The 13836-nt window shown below is 70.5% G+C and carries 11 protein-coding genes and 2 pseudogenes; 10 read left to right on the top strand and 3 right to left on the bottom strand.

Going from position 1 to position 13836, the window contains the following annotated elements; all coding sequences use genetic code 11:
- Positions 1–55: 55 nt before the first annotated feature.
- From ACGFSA_RS17520 to ACGFSA_RS17505, 4 genes are all read left to right on the top strand, one after another.
- A complete protein-coding gene (locus ACGFSA_RS17520) occupies positions 56–1756 on the top strand; it encodes a PQQ-binding-like beta-propeller repeat protein (RefSeq protein WP_393305068.1) in 1701 nt (566 codons plus the stop codon).
- Positions 1757–2195: 439 nt separating this feature from the next.
- Complete coding sequence (locus ACGFSA_RS17515; RefSeq protein WP_393305066.1) at positions 2196–4055, top strand: PQQ-binding-like beta-propeller repeat protein; 1860 nt, start codon at positions 2196–2198, stop codon at positions 4053–4055.
- Positions 4056–4140: 85 nt separating this feature from the next.
- Positions 4141–6021 (top strand): PQQ-binding-like beta-propeller repeat protein, encoded by a 1881-nt coding sequence (locus ACGFSA_RS17510; RefSeq protein ID WP_393305064.1) that lies wholly within the window; start codon positions 4141–4143, stop codon positions 6019–6021.
- Between the two features lie 246 nt (positions 6022–6267).
- On the top strand, positions 6268–6963 hold the full coding sequence (locus ACGFSA_RS17505; RefSeq protein WP_393305062.1) for a LuxR C-terminal-related transcriptional regulator: 696 nt from the start codon (positions 6268–6270) through the stop codon (positions 6961–6963).
- Between the two features lie 63 nt (positions 6964–7026).
- Here ACGFSA_RS17505 and ACGFSA_RS17500 read toward each other — a convergent pair.
- Positions 7027–7284 (bottom strand): annotated as a pseudogene (locus tag ACGFSA_RS17500) (hypothetical protein); the annotation flags it as partial.
- Positions 7285–7653: 369 nt separating this feature from the next.
- Between ACGFSA_RS17500 and galT the strand changes: the two are divergent.
- From galT to galK, 3 genes are read left to right on the top strand one after another with little or no spacing between them, the layout of a single operon-like run.
- Positions 7654–8697: a galactose-1-phosphate uridylyltransferase gene (galT, locus tag ACGFSA_RS17495; RefSeq protein WP_393305060.1), complete on the top strand. Its 1044-nt coding sequence runs from the start codon at positions 7654–7656 to the stop codon at positions 8695–8697.
- Positions 8694–9674: a UDP-glucose 4-epimerase GalE gene (gene galE / locus ACGFSA_RS17490; RefSeq protein WP_393305058.1), complete on the top strand. Its 981-nt coding sequence runs from the start codon at positions 8694–8696 to the stop codon at positions 9672–9674. The genes galT and galE overlap by 4 nt, the downstream gene beginning before the upstream one ends.
- On the top strand, positions 9671–10837 hold the full coding sequence (galK, locus tag ACGFSA_RS17485; RefSeq protein WP_393305056.1) for a galactokinase: 1167 nt from the start codon (positions 9671–9673) through the stop codon (positions 10835–10837). Before galE ends, galK begins: the two co-directional genes overlap by 4 nt.
- A gap of 9 nt (positions 10838–10846) precedes the next feature.
- On the opposite strand, the pseudogene ACGFSA_RS17480 reads toward galK, so the two are convergent.
- Positions 10847–10942: pseudogene (locus tag ACGFSA_RS17480) on the bottom strand (N-acetyltransferase); the annotation flags it as partial.
- Between the two features lie 380 nt (positions 10943–11322).
- On the opposite strand from ACGFSA_RS17480, the gene ACGFSA_RS17475 reads away from it, so the two are divergent.
- On the top strand, positions 11323–12108 hold the full coding sequence (locus tag ACGFSA_RS17475; RefSeq protein ID WP_393305133.1) for a LuxR C-terminal-related transcriptional regulator: 786 nt from the start codon (positions 11323–11325) through the stop codon (positions 12106–12108).
- On the opposite strand, the gene ACGFSA_RS17470 is transcribed toward ACGFSA_RS17475, so the two are convergent.
- On the bottom strand, positions 12067–12564 hold the full coding sequence (locus tag ACGFSA_RS17470; protein ID WP_393305054.1) for a MarR family winged helix-turn-helix transcriptional regulator: 498 nt from the start codon (positions 12562–12564) through the stop codon (positions 12067–12069). The two genes, ACGFSA_RS17475 and ACGFSA_RS17470, sit on opposite strands and share 42 nt — an antisense overlap.
- An 89-nt stretch (positions 12565–12653) precedes the next feature.
- Between ACGFSA_RS17470 and ACGFSA_RS17465 the strand changes: the two genes are divergently transcribed.
- Positions 12654–13451 (top strand): trans-aconitate 2-methyltransferase, encoded by a 798-nt coding sequence (locus ACGFSA_RS17465; protein WP_393305052.1) that lies wholly within the window; start codon positions 12654–12656, stop codon positions 13449–13451.
- Positions 13452–13814 (top strand): VOC family protein, encoded by a 363-nt coding sequence (locus tag ACGFSA_RS17460; RefSeq protein ID WP_393305050.1) that lies wholly within the window; start codon positions 13452–13454, stop codon positions 13812–13814.
- Positions 13815–13836: the final 22 nt, after the last annotated feature.

The raw sequence follows: 13836 nt of genomic DNA, 5'->3' as shown, positions 1-13836 counted from the left end.
TCGATACGGGTGATACAAAGGATTCCCGTTCGACCGCATCAAGGGGGACGTCCCGATGACCTGGCCGCCCGGCCCGCAGCAGCCGCAGCCGCCGCAAGGGGAGTTCGGGGCTCCGTTCGAGCCGGTGGAACCCATACGGCCGACCCAGGGGTACGGCCCGCAGGCCCCACCTCCGGCGCAGCCCCAGCCCGGTCCGTACGGGAACGGATACGGGAGCGGATACGGGTACGGCCAACCGCAGCAGCCGTACCCCGTCGGCCCGGCGACCGGTGGCCCGGGCGGCCCGGCCGGACGCCATCCCTCCGGCCGCAGGCGTACCGCCCTCGTCGCCGCCGTGGTCGCCGGGGTCCTGGTGGTCGGCGCCGGCGTCTGGTTCGCCGTGAGCGGTGGTGACGACGGCAAGAAGCCCGTCGCGCACGGCAGCTCCGACGCCAAGCAGCCCACCGCCTCGCAGCCCGCCTCGCCCACTGCCGACGCCGAGGTGGTCGACACGGTCGCACCGGTCGGCAAGCTCAACGCCGCGCGCAAGCCGGGCGAGGCCAAGGTCCTCTGGATGCGGGACAACGGCATCGACATACCGCCGCTCGGCGCCGACGTGTACGGCCCCTGGCTGACCGGGGACACCCTCGCCAAGGGCACGTACCGCACGGTCTCCGGCTACTCCGCCGCCGACGGCACCCGGAAGTGGAAGCTGGACCTTCCCGCCCCCCTGTGCGCCGCGCCGACGCTGCCCACCACCGACGGCAAGACGGTCGTCGCCCTCAAGGACGGCACGGCACCGGACGCGGACTGCGCCGTGCTGCAGATGATCGACCTCACCACCGGCAAGGCGGGCTGGAAGAAGACGGTCGAGCGCAAGGGCGTCGTCGACCTGCTCTCGGACGTCGCCATGGGCATCAGCGGAGACCTGGTCACCTTCGGGCGGGCCGGCAACTCGGTGGGATACCGGGTCAGTGACGGCACGAAGGTGTTCGGCAAGCGGGAGGGCCTCTGCCAGCCGTTCGCGTTCACCAGCGGTCCCCGGCTGATTGCCGCGACCAACTGCCGCGCCGACGCCGACACCCAGGACAAGGAGCGGGTCGAGGGGATCGACCCGGCCACCGGTATGCCGAAGTGGACGTACCGGGTCAAGACCGGCTGGCGGGTTCAACAGGTCTACTCGACGAGCCCGCCGGTGATCTCGCTGAAGAAGGGCGAGGGCGAGAGCGGGGCGTGGGCCATCGTCACGCTGCGGGACAACGGCACGTACCGCTCCCAGATGGTCGGCGGCAAGAACGAGAACTACGCCGTCACCTGCGACGCGGACCTCGCGGTGAGCGGCAGGAACCTCGACGGCTGCGCCGGCGTCGCGGCCGACGGCGACACGTTCTACCTGGCGACCAAGCCCGTGACCGTGGACTCCGCTCTCACCAACAAGGTCGTCGCGTTCGACCTGAACACGGGCAAGGCCAAGTGGAGGGCCGCCGCCCCGGCCGGGCAGATCATGCAGCCGCTGCGGATGGACGGCCGGAACGTGATCGTCCGGGTGGAGGGCACGTACCGGAAGAGCGGAGCCGTCGCCACCCTCGCGCCGACGGGCGGCGCCCCGACGATGCTGCTGCGGCATCCGGCGTCGGCGTCCAAGGTCGAGAGCTCCTTCGATGCGGCGAGGCTGCTCTATGCCGGCGGCCGCTCCATCCTGGTGTGCGCACGCGTCAGCGCGATCGACGACAAGGAGGAGAAGAAGGTGAAGACCGTCATGGTCTTCGGTCCCTGACGGTCCGCGAGGTCCACGAGATCTCTGATGGTTTGTCACGGACTCCGGCGGTCCTGACGGTCCGTCCAGGTTCCGGGCGATACCTGGTGATGCGCGACGGTCCTTGATGCGCCGGACTCCCGCTGTCCGAAGTGATGGCAGTGTGCGAAGAGTTGGCACCCGCACATCGAGCGGCGGCCGGTGCGGCACACCGGCCGCAGTCGTCCGGGGCGCGCTCCGGCTGCGTAACGGCGGCATCACGAGGCGGTTCTCCCTTGGGAACAGGGGATGAACCGACCCGGTGTTCGAATGCGTGCGGGTGGTACAAAGAAGCCCCGCTCGACTGTCGTGACGCCGCGGGAACCATGCCCGATTCGCTCCTTTCCGAAGGGAATTCAGCCCTGCGGAATCGCGGGGGAGACCGGAACGGGCACCGGACCGCACGAAGGGGGACGTGCTGATGACCCAGCCGCCCAGCCAGCAACCGCCGCAGGGAGGCTTCGGCGCTCCGCAGGAGCCGCCGCAGGGGAGTCCTCAGCCGCCCGCGCAGCCACCGCAGATGCCGGCCGCGCCGCCTGCTGCGCCTCCTGCCCAGCCGGGTTACAGCTATCCGCAGGCACCGGGTCAGAAGCCCGGCCAGGCACCCGGCTACGGCTACCCGCAGCAGCCCGGCCCGTACAGCCAGCCGGGCCCGTACGCCCAGCAGCCGGGCCCGTACGGTCAGCAGCCGGGCCCGTACGCCCAGCAGCCGGGCCCGTACGGTCAGCAGCCCGGACCGTACGGTCAGTCGCCGCAGCCCGGTTACGGCTACCCGCAGCAGCAGTACCCCGGCGCCCCGGTGCCCGGCGGCCCGGCGGGTCCCGGCGGCGGCAGCCCCTTCAAGGGCAGGCCCGCAGTGATCATCGGTGCCGCGGTCGCGGCGCTGCTGGTCATCGGCGCCGGCGTGTTCCTCGCCACCAGCGGCGGTGACGACGACAAGAAGCCCGTCGCGCACGGGAGTGCCGACGACCAGAAGGCGAGCGCCTCGCCCTCCGTCAACGAGGGCAACGGCAACGGCGACGGCCGCGACGCCGGCGACGACCTCAATGCCGGGCGCAAGGCAGGCGAGGCGAAGGTCCTCTGGCTGCAGAAGAACGACGTCGACCTGCCGCGCAACGGCTCCCCCGTGTACGGTCCGTGGGTCGTCGGCGACACCGTCGTCAAGGGCGTGTACCGGGCGATATCCGGCTACTCCGCAGCCGACGGCAAGCAGAAGTGGACACTGACGCTGCCCGCGGACCTGTGCGCCGCGCCCGCCGGGACCACCACGGACGGCAAGATCGTCATCGGGGTCAAGAACGGCACGACCGACAGGGCCGAGTGCGCGGACCTGCAGATGATCGACCTCAACACCGGCGAGGCCGGCTGGAAGAAGTCGATCAAGAAGAATGGCATCTGGGACATCATGACGGACGTCTCCCTCGCCATCAGCGGCGACACCGTGACCGTCGGACGCACCGGCAACTCCAGCGCCTACCGCGTCAGTGACGGCAAGGAGCTGTTCGGCAAGCAGTCGGGCGACTGCCAGCCGTACGCCTTCGCCGGCGGTACGAAGCTGATCGCCGCCTCCAGTTGCCGCACCGCCGACGTCTACAAGCCCCAGAACCAGATCCAGGAGCTCGACCCGGTCACCGGCAAGCCCAAGTGGACGTACCGCCCCGCCGTGGGCTGGGAGGTCGACCGGGTCTACTCGGTGAGCCCGCTCGTCGTCTCGCTGACCCAGCGCGAGAAGAAGAAGTGGAGCATCCTCGCCATCAAGGAGAACGGCACGCTCCGTTCCCAGCTGGTTGGCGACAAGGGCGACAGGTTCGCGCCGGACTGCGGCAGCGCGTTCGGCATTTTCGGCAAGTCGCTGGAGGGCTGTGTCGGCGTCGCCGCCGACGCCGACACCTTCTACATGGCGACCACGGCCGACTCCAGCGGCACCGCCCGTACGAACAAGGTCGTGGCGTTCGACCTGAACACCGGCAAGCCCAAGTGGAAGGCCGCGGCCCCGGCCGAGCGGACCATGACGCCGCTGCGGATGGAGGGCGGCAACGTGCTGCTCTACCTCGAGGCCTCGTACAACAAGGGCGGCGGAATCGCCACCCTGGCACCGACCGGTGGTACCCCGCAGGTGCTGCTGCAGCACCCGGCGTCGACGTCCCAGATCGAGAGCACGTTCTACAACCCGAAGATTGTCTACGCAGGCGGCCGTTCCTTCATCGCGAGCGGGCACCTCAGCGCGGCCAACGACAAGGCAGAGCAGGGGACGAAGACCATGATGGCCTTCGGCAAATGACGGCTCACGCAGGCACCCGACGGACCATGACCGACCACGCCGGGTCCCGACCGACCGGCTTCCTTTCCCCCGAGGTACGTACGCCATGACACAGCCGCCCCAGCCGCCCAACGAGCCGCCCCAGGGCGGGTTCGGCGCCCCGCAGGACCCGCCGCCCGGAGGGTTCGGGGCACCGGCACCGCCGCCCGCCGACCCGTTCGGCAAGCAGCCGGCCCCGCAGCCCCCGTCGCCGCAGACGCCGCCCGCCGGTGGGTTCGGCGCCCCGCAGACGCCGCTCGCGGGCGGGTTCGGCGCCCCACAGATACCGCCCGCGGGTCCGCCGCAGCAACAGCCCGGCTACGGCTACCCGCAGACCCCGCCGCAGCAGCCCGGCTACGGCTACCCGCAGACACCTCCGGGCGGCGGGTACGGCATGCCGCCCGGTCAGCCGCCGCAGCAGGGGTACGGCTACCCGACCGCTCCGATGCAGCCGCAGTATGTGCCCCCGCAGCAGGGCGGGAACGGCGGCAAGAAGTTCGGCACCCAGACGCAGATCATCGTCGCCGCGGTGGCCGCTGTGGCGCTGATCGTCGGCAGTGGCGTCTGGTTCGCCTCCAGCGGGGGCGACGGCGGCAAGAAGAAGGAGGCGTCCGACTCCGCCGGCACCACCGGTGAGGACAAGGGCGGCTCCGGCAGCGGTCTCGGTGGCGGCAAGGAGAAGGCTCCGGCGAACACCAGGGCCACGGCCGCCTTCCAGCTCCCGGAACCGAAGGTCACCGACGTCACGGTTGTCAACGGTTCCTGGCTGACCGACAAGGCGTTCGTGAAGACCGGCCTGAACGAGATCGTCGCCTACGACAAGGTCAAGGGCACCAAGCTCTGGTCCATCCCGCTGGACGGCCAGCTCTGCGCCGCCTCCCGGCACATGTCCAAGGACTTCAAGACCGCCATCGCCTTCGAGGCGGGCAAGGCGACGAAGGCGAACAAGTACCCGCGGTGCACCCAGGTCGGTGCGCTCGACCTGACCACCGGCAAGCTGATGTGGAGCAAGTCGGTGACCGCCGCCGGCGGCGGTGACGAGCCGATCCGGTTCGACGAGATCACGCTCAGCGGCACCACGGTCGCCGCGGGCGGCACCGAGGGCGGCGCCGCATTCGACCTGGCGACCGGCGCCGAGCGCTGGAAGCCGAAGGTCAGCGCCGACGGGTGCTACGACAGGGGGTACGGCGGCGGCGACGCGCTCGCCGCGGTCCGCAGGTGCGGTACGTACGACGACCCGCAGCTCGTCGTCCAGGCGCTGAACCCGACCACCGGAGCCCCGCTCTCCTCGTACAGGATGCCGCCCGGCGTCGAGTACGCGAGCATCGTCTCCACCAAGCCGCTGGTCGTCGCCGCCGACGTCGGCGACACCGCCGGTGACGGCAGCGGGATCTCGGACTTCTTCTCGATCGACGCGTCGACCGGCAAGCTGCTCACCAAGATCGCCGCGGACGGCGCGAAGTACGCCGCCCGCTGCGGCTCCACCGAGGTCGAGACCTGCCAGCATCTCGCGGTCGGCAACAACCGCATCTATCTGCCGACCGAGAGGCACGACGGGAGCACGGGCGAATACGGCGACACCAACGAGGTCGTCTCGTTCGACCTCACCACCGGCAAGCCGACCAGCGACAAGGCCGACGCGGGTGACCGGTACACGATGTTCCCGATCCGTATGGACGGGTCCAACATCATTGCGTACAAGGTGCCCCCGTACGACAAGGGCGGCCAGATCGTCTCCATCGACGGCTCCACCTTCGAGCAGACCCTGCTGCTGGAGAACCCGGCCGACGAGGCCGACCGGAACGCGGAGACCAGCTTCTCCGCGGACTACGCCGAGTTCCTCTACTCGGGCGGCCGGCTGTTCATCTCCGAGACGACGGTGAGCAAGCGGGGCGACAGCTCGCTCGACGCCGATCGGCACCTCGCGGTCTCGTTCGGCGCCGGCTGACGCCGTCACGGGAAGCACCACGCACCACAGCCCTGCCGGTCGATCGTCCGACCGGCAGGGCTGTTCGTTTGCCACCCGTTTCCTGCTCCCTTCTGCCCGCTTGCCATCGGCCAAGTGCCCCTGAACGGCGCATGATTCGGCATTCCGGGGGGCTTCTGCCTGGTAAGGGGCACACGAGCTCGAACAAGCGTGTAGCTTGCCGGGTCAAGAGGGCCGGGGGGCCTGGGTCCTGATAGGGGGTTCTCGATGGGCGTGCGTCTCATGGTGGTCGATGACCACCGACTGCTTGCCGAGGCGCTCGCCTCGGCGCTGAAATTGCGGGGTCACCGGGTGCTGGCGGCGGCCGCGCCGACCGCCGGCGCGGCGGACATCGTGGTGAGCCGCGCCCCGGAGGTCTGCTTGTTCGGTACCGCGACGCCCGCCGACCCGGGCGCCTTCGACCCGATCGCCCGGATCAAACGGGAGCGCCCGCAAGTGGCGGTCGTGGTACTCGGACCGGTGCCCAGCCCGCGCGGGATCGCGGCCGCTTTCGCCGCCGGTGCCGCCGGATACGTCAGGCACGACGAGCGGATAGAGGGCGTCGAGCGGGCGATGGTCAAGGCGCGCGCCGGGGAGACGGCGGTCGCGCCGCAACTGCTCCAGGGCGCCTTCGCCGAGCTGCTCAACCCGGCCGTCCTGCCGGACGACGAAGGACAGCGGCTCCTGCAGATGCTCACCCCCCGCGAGATCGAGGTCCTGGTGCGGGTCGCGGAGGGCGAGGACACCCGGCAGATCGCGGTCGGGATGCGGATCGCGCCGAGCACCGCCCGTACACATGTGCAACGGGTGCTGATGAAGCTGGGCGTCGGCTCCCGGCTGGAGGCCGCGGCGCTGGCGGCCCGCACCGGGCTGCTGGAACGGGCGGCGGTGGACACAGGGCAGAAGGGGCCGGACCCTGTGTGACATCCGGCCCCCGTGGGGCAGTGTGCCGACTGCCCAGGCATCGGTTCCGGTGTCGGAGCCGCCCGGAATCTCGGCCGGGCGCAGCTTCGGCCACACCGGGAAGAACAGCCCGAGGACCAGCATGGCCGGCCCTGTCCAGAGGTTGATGTGGACGCCCTCGGTCTTCTTCGGGTCGGCGTCGGACGGGTTGATCCCGGCGATCGTGACGATCGCCCCGTAGACCACGAAGAGGCCGCCGGTGATCCGCCGGATGTCGAAGAGGCGGGCCGCGGTCGCGGACGTGTGCTCCGGTTCGGAGACTTCCTTGTGCCGGTCGGACATGGTGATGCCTCCGATCGGACCGAGTGGGGCAGGTGGCAGAGAGCGGCGAGGACGATCGCGCCCCGGCCGAGCAGGGTCGGCTTGCGGCACCAGGCGTCGTCGCCCCCGTTCGTGGGGAGCCGGAGCCCTTCGGCCAGGTATCGCATGTGGGGGTGCTCGCTTCGTTGCGCGAACTGAACGCGAAGCAACCACGATCTTGCGCAAATAAAGATTCTTCCTGGGGTTCCTTGTTCGATGGTGATCGAATGAGAGGAAAGATCCAGATTAAATGGGTGTGACCTCGCAAGAGGTGCGGGGCGGTTCCACCACATCATTGACGCGTTTGTTGACTTGTGGTTTGTTGTGGTTGGTTATGTTTGGAGGAACCTGGTGAAGAAGACGGTTACGACGCTCGCCGACGGCCGGGAGCTGCTCTACTACGACAGCCGCGACGACGTGGTCCGGAGCGCTGTCGACCGGCGACCGCTCGACGCCGTCTCGACCTCGTCGGAAGTCCGCCGCGACCCCCTTCTCGGGGACAGCGTCGCCATCGCCTCGCACCGCCAGGGGCGCACGTACCACCCACCGGCCGACGAGTGCCCGCTCTGCCCGTCCCGGGACGGCCGGCTCAGCGAGATCCCCGACGACAGTTACGACGTAGCCGTCTTCGAGAACCGCTTCCCCTCGCTCGCCGGGGACTCCGGCCGCTGCGAGGTCGTCTGCTTCACCTCCGACCACGAGGTGTCCTTCGCCGACCTCACCGAGGAGCAGGCCGGCCTGGTCCTGGAGGCATGGACCGACCGCACGGCCGAACTCGCCGAGCTTCCGCAGGTCAAGCAGGTGTTCTGCTTCGAGAACCGGGGCGCCGAGATCGGTGTGACGCTCGGCCATCCGCACGGGCAGATCTACGCGTACCCGTTCGTCACCCCGCGCACCGAGCTGATGCTCCGCTCGATGGAGGCGCACCGCGAGCGGACCGGCCGCAACCTCTTCGACGACGTCGTGGCCCGCGAGCTGGCCGACGGCGAGCGGATCGTGCTGACCGGTGAGCACTGGGTGGCGTTCGTGCCCTACGCGGCGCACTGGCCGTACGAGATCCACCTCCACCCGCGCCGGCGCGTCCCCGACCTGCGGGAACTCGACGATGCCGTGCGCACGGAGTTCGCACAGATCTATCTGGAACTCTTGAGGCGATTCGACCGGATCTTCGGCCCTGGTGAGCCGCCGACGCCGTACATCTCGGCCTGGCACCAGGCGCCGTTCGGGGTACCCGGGCGGGAGGAGTTCGGGCTCCACCTCGAGCTTTTCACCATCCGACGCACCTCCGGCAAGCTGAAGTTCCTCGCGGGTTCCGAATCCGGCATGAACGTGTTCATCAACGATGTGCCGCCGGAGGCCGCGGCACAGCGACTGCGAGAGGTAGCGAGCGAGTGAGTAAGCCCCAGAAGAAGTACCTGGTCACGGGTGGCGCGGGATATGTCGGCAGTGTGGTTGCCGCGCATCTTCTGGAGGACGGTCACGCGGTGACCGTCCTCGACGACCTGTCGACCGGGTTCCGGGAGGGTGTCCCGGCCGGGGCCGAGTTCATCGAGGGCCGCATCCAGGACGCTGCCCGCTGGCTGGACTCCTCCTACGACGGGGTGCTGCACTTCGCCGCGTACTCCCAGGTCGGCGAGTCCGTCACCGACCCGGAGAAGTACTGGGTGAACAACGTCGGCGGATCCGTCGCGCTGCTCGCCGCGATGCGTGACGCGGGGGTCCGCACCCTGGTCTTCTCCTCCACCGCCGCGACCTACGGCGAACCGGTCTCCAGCCCCATCACGGAGTCCGACCCGACCGCGCCCACCAGCCCGTACGGCGCCACGAAGCTGGCCGTCGACCACATGATCACCGGCGAGGCGGCCGCGCACGGACTGGCCGCGGTCTCGCTGCGGTACTTCAACGTGGCGGGTGCGTACGGCAGTTGCGGCGAACGCCACAGCCCGGAGTCGCACCTCATCCCGCTCGTGCTTCAGGTCGCGCTCGGGCAGCGCGAGTCGATCTCCGTGTACGGCGACGACTACCCGACCCCCGACGGGACCTGCGTACGCGACTACATCCACGTCGCCGATCTTGCCGAGGCCCACCTCCTCGCCCTGGACGCGGCCACCGCGGGCGAGCACCTGATCTGCAACCTCGGCAACGGAAACGGTTTCTCGGTGCGCGAGGTCATCGAGACCGTCCGCAAGGTCACCGGCCACCCCGTCCCCGAGACCGCGGCCCCGCGCCGCGCCGGCGACCCCGCGGTGCTGGTGGCCTCCGCCGCCACGGCCAGGGAGCGGCTCGGCTGGCGGCCGTCCCGCGCCGACCTGGCCGGAATCGTCTCCGACGCCTGGACGTTCGCCCGCCGAGAGGAGCCCACCGCCCCATGACCGACAACGCTGAGCTGGTCACCGCCTTCACCGAGCTGTACGGCACCGCCCCCGAAGGAGTCTGGGCGGCCCCCGGCCGGGTCAACCTGATCGGCGAGTACACCGACTTCAACGACGGCTTCGTGATGCCGCTCGCGCTGCCGCACACCGCGCGCGCGGCCGTCGCCCGCCGCACCGACGGCGAGCTGCGGCTGCACTCCACCGACGTGCCGGGCGGTGTCGTCCAGCTGCGGGTCGACGAGCTGGCGCCGCACGAGGGCCACGGCTGGGCGGCGTACCCGGCCGGTGTCGTCTGGGCCCTGCGCGAGGCGGGCCACCAGGTCACCGGCGCGGACATCCAGCTGACCTCGACCGTCCCGACCGGCGCCGGGCTTTCCTCGTCGGCCGCCCTCGAAGTGGTCACCGCGCTCGCGCTGAACGACCTCTTCGAACTCGGCCTGTCCGCTGCCGAGCTGGCGGTGCTGGCGCAGCGTGCCGAGAACGCATTCGTCGGCGTACCGTGCGGGGTCATGGACCAGATGGCGTCGGCGTGCTGCGCCGAGGGCCACGCGCTGCACCTCGACACCCGCGACCTCACCCAGCGCCAGGTCCCGTTCGACCTGGCCGCGCACGGTCTGCGGCTGCTGGTGGTCGACACCCGGGTCAAGCACGCGCTGGGCGACGGCGCGTACGCGGAGCGGCGGGCCGGCTGCGAGGAGGGTGCGCGGGTGCTGGGCGCAGGGACGCTCCGCGATCTTCCGTACGAGGGTCTGGATGCCGCGCTCGACACGCTCGCCGAGTCCGGCGCGGACGAGTCGGTCGTGCGGTACGTACGCCATGTGGTCAGCGACAACGCGCGGGTGGAGCAGGTCATCGCACTGCTCGACGCGGGCGAGGTGCGGGCGGCGGGACCGGTGCTCACCGCGGGCCATGTCTCGCTCCGCGACGATCTGCGGGTCTCCTGCCCGGAACTGGACCTGGTGGTCTCGACGGCGAACGCGTCCGGGGCGCTCGGTGCGCGGATGACCGGCGGCGGCTTCGGTGGTTCGGCGATCGTGCTGGTGGACGAGGCGGACGCGGACGCGGTCACCACGTCGGTGCTGGAGGCATTCACCTCGGCCGGGTACGCGACGCCCGGTGTCTTCCCGGCGGTCCCGTCGGCAGGGGCCCGTCGCATCGGGTGAAGGTCTTCTCAGGATGAACTCGGTGACTCCGGGCGGGTAGGTGCCGACCTGCCGGATCACCTCGTAGCCCCGCTTCCGGTAGAGGTCCGGAGCCTGGAAATCCCAGTCTCCAGCCGGGAGGGGAACAGCCCGTAGTGCTGTGGTGCAGCCGCTCGTCCAGCAGAAGGCGACGATCTTTGTCTACTTCTGTCTCAAGACGAAACATGAACCGCACCCTAAACACCGAGGTCCATCAGTTCTGCGAATTGCCTTCCGCTCCGGGCCCCCGGCCGTACGCTGATGCTCAGCACCGGTGGGGGCCGGTGCTGATTCAGGGGTACGAGACAGTCGGGCACGACGCCCGGGGCGGGGTGGCAGTCGGCACACGGCGGCGGCCGTGGAACTGCGGTTCACCCTCATCGCTCCGGGCGCCGTGCCCGCACCGGTCCGTCCCGTTCGGGGGGTCCTGGGGTGGCCCCGGAGCAGATGCAGTGTGGGGGGTGCCTGTGGTTCGTATCCGGGTTCTCGTGGTGGACGACCACCGCATTTTCGCCGAGTCGCTCGCGGCGGCACTCGCGGCGGAACCGGACGTCGAGGTGGCGGCGGCGGGCAGCGGCCCGGCCGCGCTTCGGAGTCTGGAGCGGGCGGCCGCCGAAGGCCGTAGTTACGACGTGATACTCGTCGATGCCGAACTGGGCACCCTGGCGACGGCCACGGGACGTACCGTCCCCGGCCCGGTCCCGGTCCCCGCCCCGCGCAGTGGCGAACCCGCCCCGGTCGACGGGATCTCGCTGGTCGCCGGGGTCCGCTCGGGCCAGCCGTCCGTCCGTACGGTGGTGCTCGCCGAGAAGGACGACCCGCGCCGGGCCGCGCTGGCGTTGCAGGCCGGGGCGTCCGGCTGGGTCGCCAAGGACTGCTCGCTGCAACGGCTGCTCACGGTCATCCGGGGGGTGCTCCGCGACGAGACGCATCTGCCTCCGGCGCTGCTCACCGGCGTCCTGCGCGAGCTGACGGCAGCCCGCAAGCACCGCACCGAGAGCGAGCAGCTGGTCGAGTCGCTGACCCCGCGCGAGCGCGAGGTGCTGCGCTGCATGGTGGCGGGGCTGGGTCGCAAGGCGGTGGCGGAGCGGCTGTACCTCTCCCCGCACACGGTGCGGACGCATATGCAGAACGTGCTGGGGAAGCTGGGCGTGCACTCGACGCTGGCCGCGGTGGCGCTGGCCCGACGCGCCGGTGTCGGACCGGCCGAGCTATCCGGGGATGTTGTCGAACGGGGCGGTCAACTGGCGTAGCAGCCCGGCCAGTTCGCCGCGTTGGTGGCGGGAGAGCTCGCCGAGGATGGCGCGCTCCTGGGTGAGCAGTCCGGCCAGCGACTGGTCGGCCTTGTCGCGCCCCTCCGCGGTGAGCCGGACCAGCACGCCGCGCCGGTCGCTGGGGTCGGGGAGCCGTTCGACGAGGTTCTTCTTGGTCAGCCGGTCGATGCGGTTGGTCATCGTGCCCGAGGTGACCAGCGTCTGGGTGAGCAGCTGACCGGGGGAGAGCTGGTACGGGGCCCCGGCGCGGCGCAGGGACGTGAGTACGTCGAACTCCCACGGCTCGAGATGGTGCTCGGAGAAGGCGATCCGGCGGGCCCGGTCGAGGTGACGGGCCAGGCGTGAGACGCGGCTGAGGACCTCAAGCGGTTCCACGTCGAGGTCGGGGCGCTCGCGACGCCATGCAGCGACCAGTCGGTCAACCTCGTCCTCCATGTGGATCAGTGTAAAGGGTCTGTCGACATGAAGTCTCTTGAATTCGAGTGTCTTGACATCAAGATATCTCTGCGGTGATCCTGGCTGCCATGACGACACCGACCTGGGATCCGCAGCAGTACCTGCGCCACGCGGACCACCGCACCCGCCCGTTCCAGGATCTCCTGTCCCGCATCCCGGAGCCCCCGGCCGCCCCCACGCTCCGCATCGCGGACCTGGGCTGCGGCGCGGGCAACGTCACGGCACTCCTCGCGGCCCGCTGGCCGACGGCCCGGATCACCGGGTACGACAACTCCCCCCAGATGCTGGAACAGGCCCGTGCCCACGCCACACCCCTCCTGGACTTCGCCGAGGCCGACGCGGCGACCTGGACGCCGGCGGAACCGTACGAACTGATCGTCTCCAACGCCCTGCTCCAGTGGGTCCCCGGCCACGCCGGCCGCTTTCCCGACTGGCTGGACGGCATCACCCCGGGCGGCACGTTCGCCTTCCAGGTCCCCGGCAACTTCGACCAGCCCACCCACACCCTGATGCGCGAACTGGCGGAGTCCCCACGCTGGCGCTCCCGCCTGACCGGCGTCCTGCGCCACGCCGACGCGGTCCTCAGCCCCACCGCCTATCTGGACGCCCTGACGGCCCCCGGCATCACGGCGGACGTCTGGGAGACCACGTACCTCCACCTCCTCCAGGGCGAGGACGCCGCCCTCGACTGGGTGAAGGGCACGGGCCTGCGCCCCGTCCTGACGGCGCTCGCGGACGACCCGGAGGCGCACGAGGCGTTCCTCGCCGCATACCGGGACCTGCTGCGCACCGCGTACCCGAAGGGTCCGCACGGCACGGTCTTCCCGTTCCGCCGCATTTTTGCCGTCGCCCACAAGGAGAAGTGAATGATCGCCGCAGTGGACCACGTTCAACTGGCCGCCCCGGCAGGCTCGGAGCCCGCCCTGCGCATGTACTACGTGGACGTCCTGGGAATGACCGAACTCCCCAAGCCCCCGGTCCTGGCGGCCCGCGGCGGCTGCTGGTTCCAGGCGGGACCGGTCCAGCTGCATCTGGGCATCGAGAAGGATTTCCGCCCGGCGAGGAAGGCCCATCCCGGTTTGCGCGTCACGGACATCGAGGCGTACGCGTCCCGGCTGGAGGCCCATGGCGCGGAGGTCCGCTGGGACACCGGCCTGCCGGGCCACCGGCGCTTCTACTCCCACGACCCGGTGGGCAACCGGCTGGAGTTCCTGGAGCCGGTGGGATGAGTACCGGCGCCGGCACGCAGGA

Source organism: Streptomyces sp. NPDC048496, assembly GCF_043200055.1.
GTDB lineage: Bacteria > Actinomycetota > Actinomycetes > Streptomycetales > Streptomycetaceae > Streptomyces.
The sequence above is the reverse complement of the archived record's forward strand: the minus strand, read 5'-3'. Positions and strand labels throughout refer to the sequence as shown.

Coding starts and splice junctions, on each gene's coding strand:
- ACGFSA_RS17520 (WP_393305068.1), top strand. CDS start 56: ATGACCTGGCCGCCCGGCCCGCAGCAGCCGCAGCCGCCGCAAGGGGAG.
- ACGFSA_RS17515 (WP_393305066.1), top strand. CDS start 2,196: ATGACCCAGCCGCCCAGCCAGCAACCGCCGCAGGGAGGCTTCGGCGCT.
- ACGFSA_RS17510 (WP_393305064.1), top strand. CDS start 4,141: ATGACACAGCCGCCCCAGCCGCCCAACGAGCCGCCCCAGGGCGGGTTC.
- ACGFSA_RS17465 (WP_393305052.1), top strand. CDS start 12,654: ATGACGACACCGACCTGGGATCCGCAGCAGTACCTGCGCCACGCGGAC.
- ACGFSA_RS17505 (WP_393305062.1), top strand. CDS start 6,268: ATGGGCGTGCGTCTCATGGTGGTCGATGACCACCGACTGCTTGCCGAG.
- ACGFSA_RS17470 (WP_393305054.1), bottom strand. CDS start 12,564: ATGGAGGACGAGGTTGACCGACTGGTCGCTGCATGGCGTCGCGAGCGC.
- galK (WP_393305056.1), top strand. CDS start 9,671: ATGACCGACAACGCTGAGCTGGTCACCGCCTTCACCGAGCTGTACGGC.
- ACGFSA_RS17460 (WP_393305050.1), top strand. CDS start 13,452: ATGATCGCCGCAGTGGACCACGTTCAACTGGCCGCCCCGGCAGGCTCG.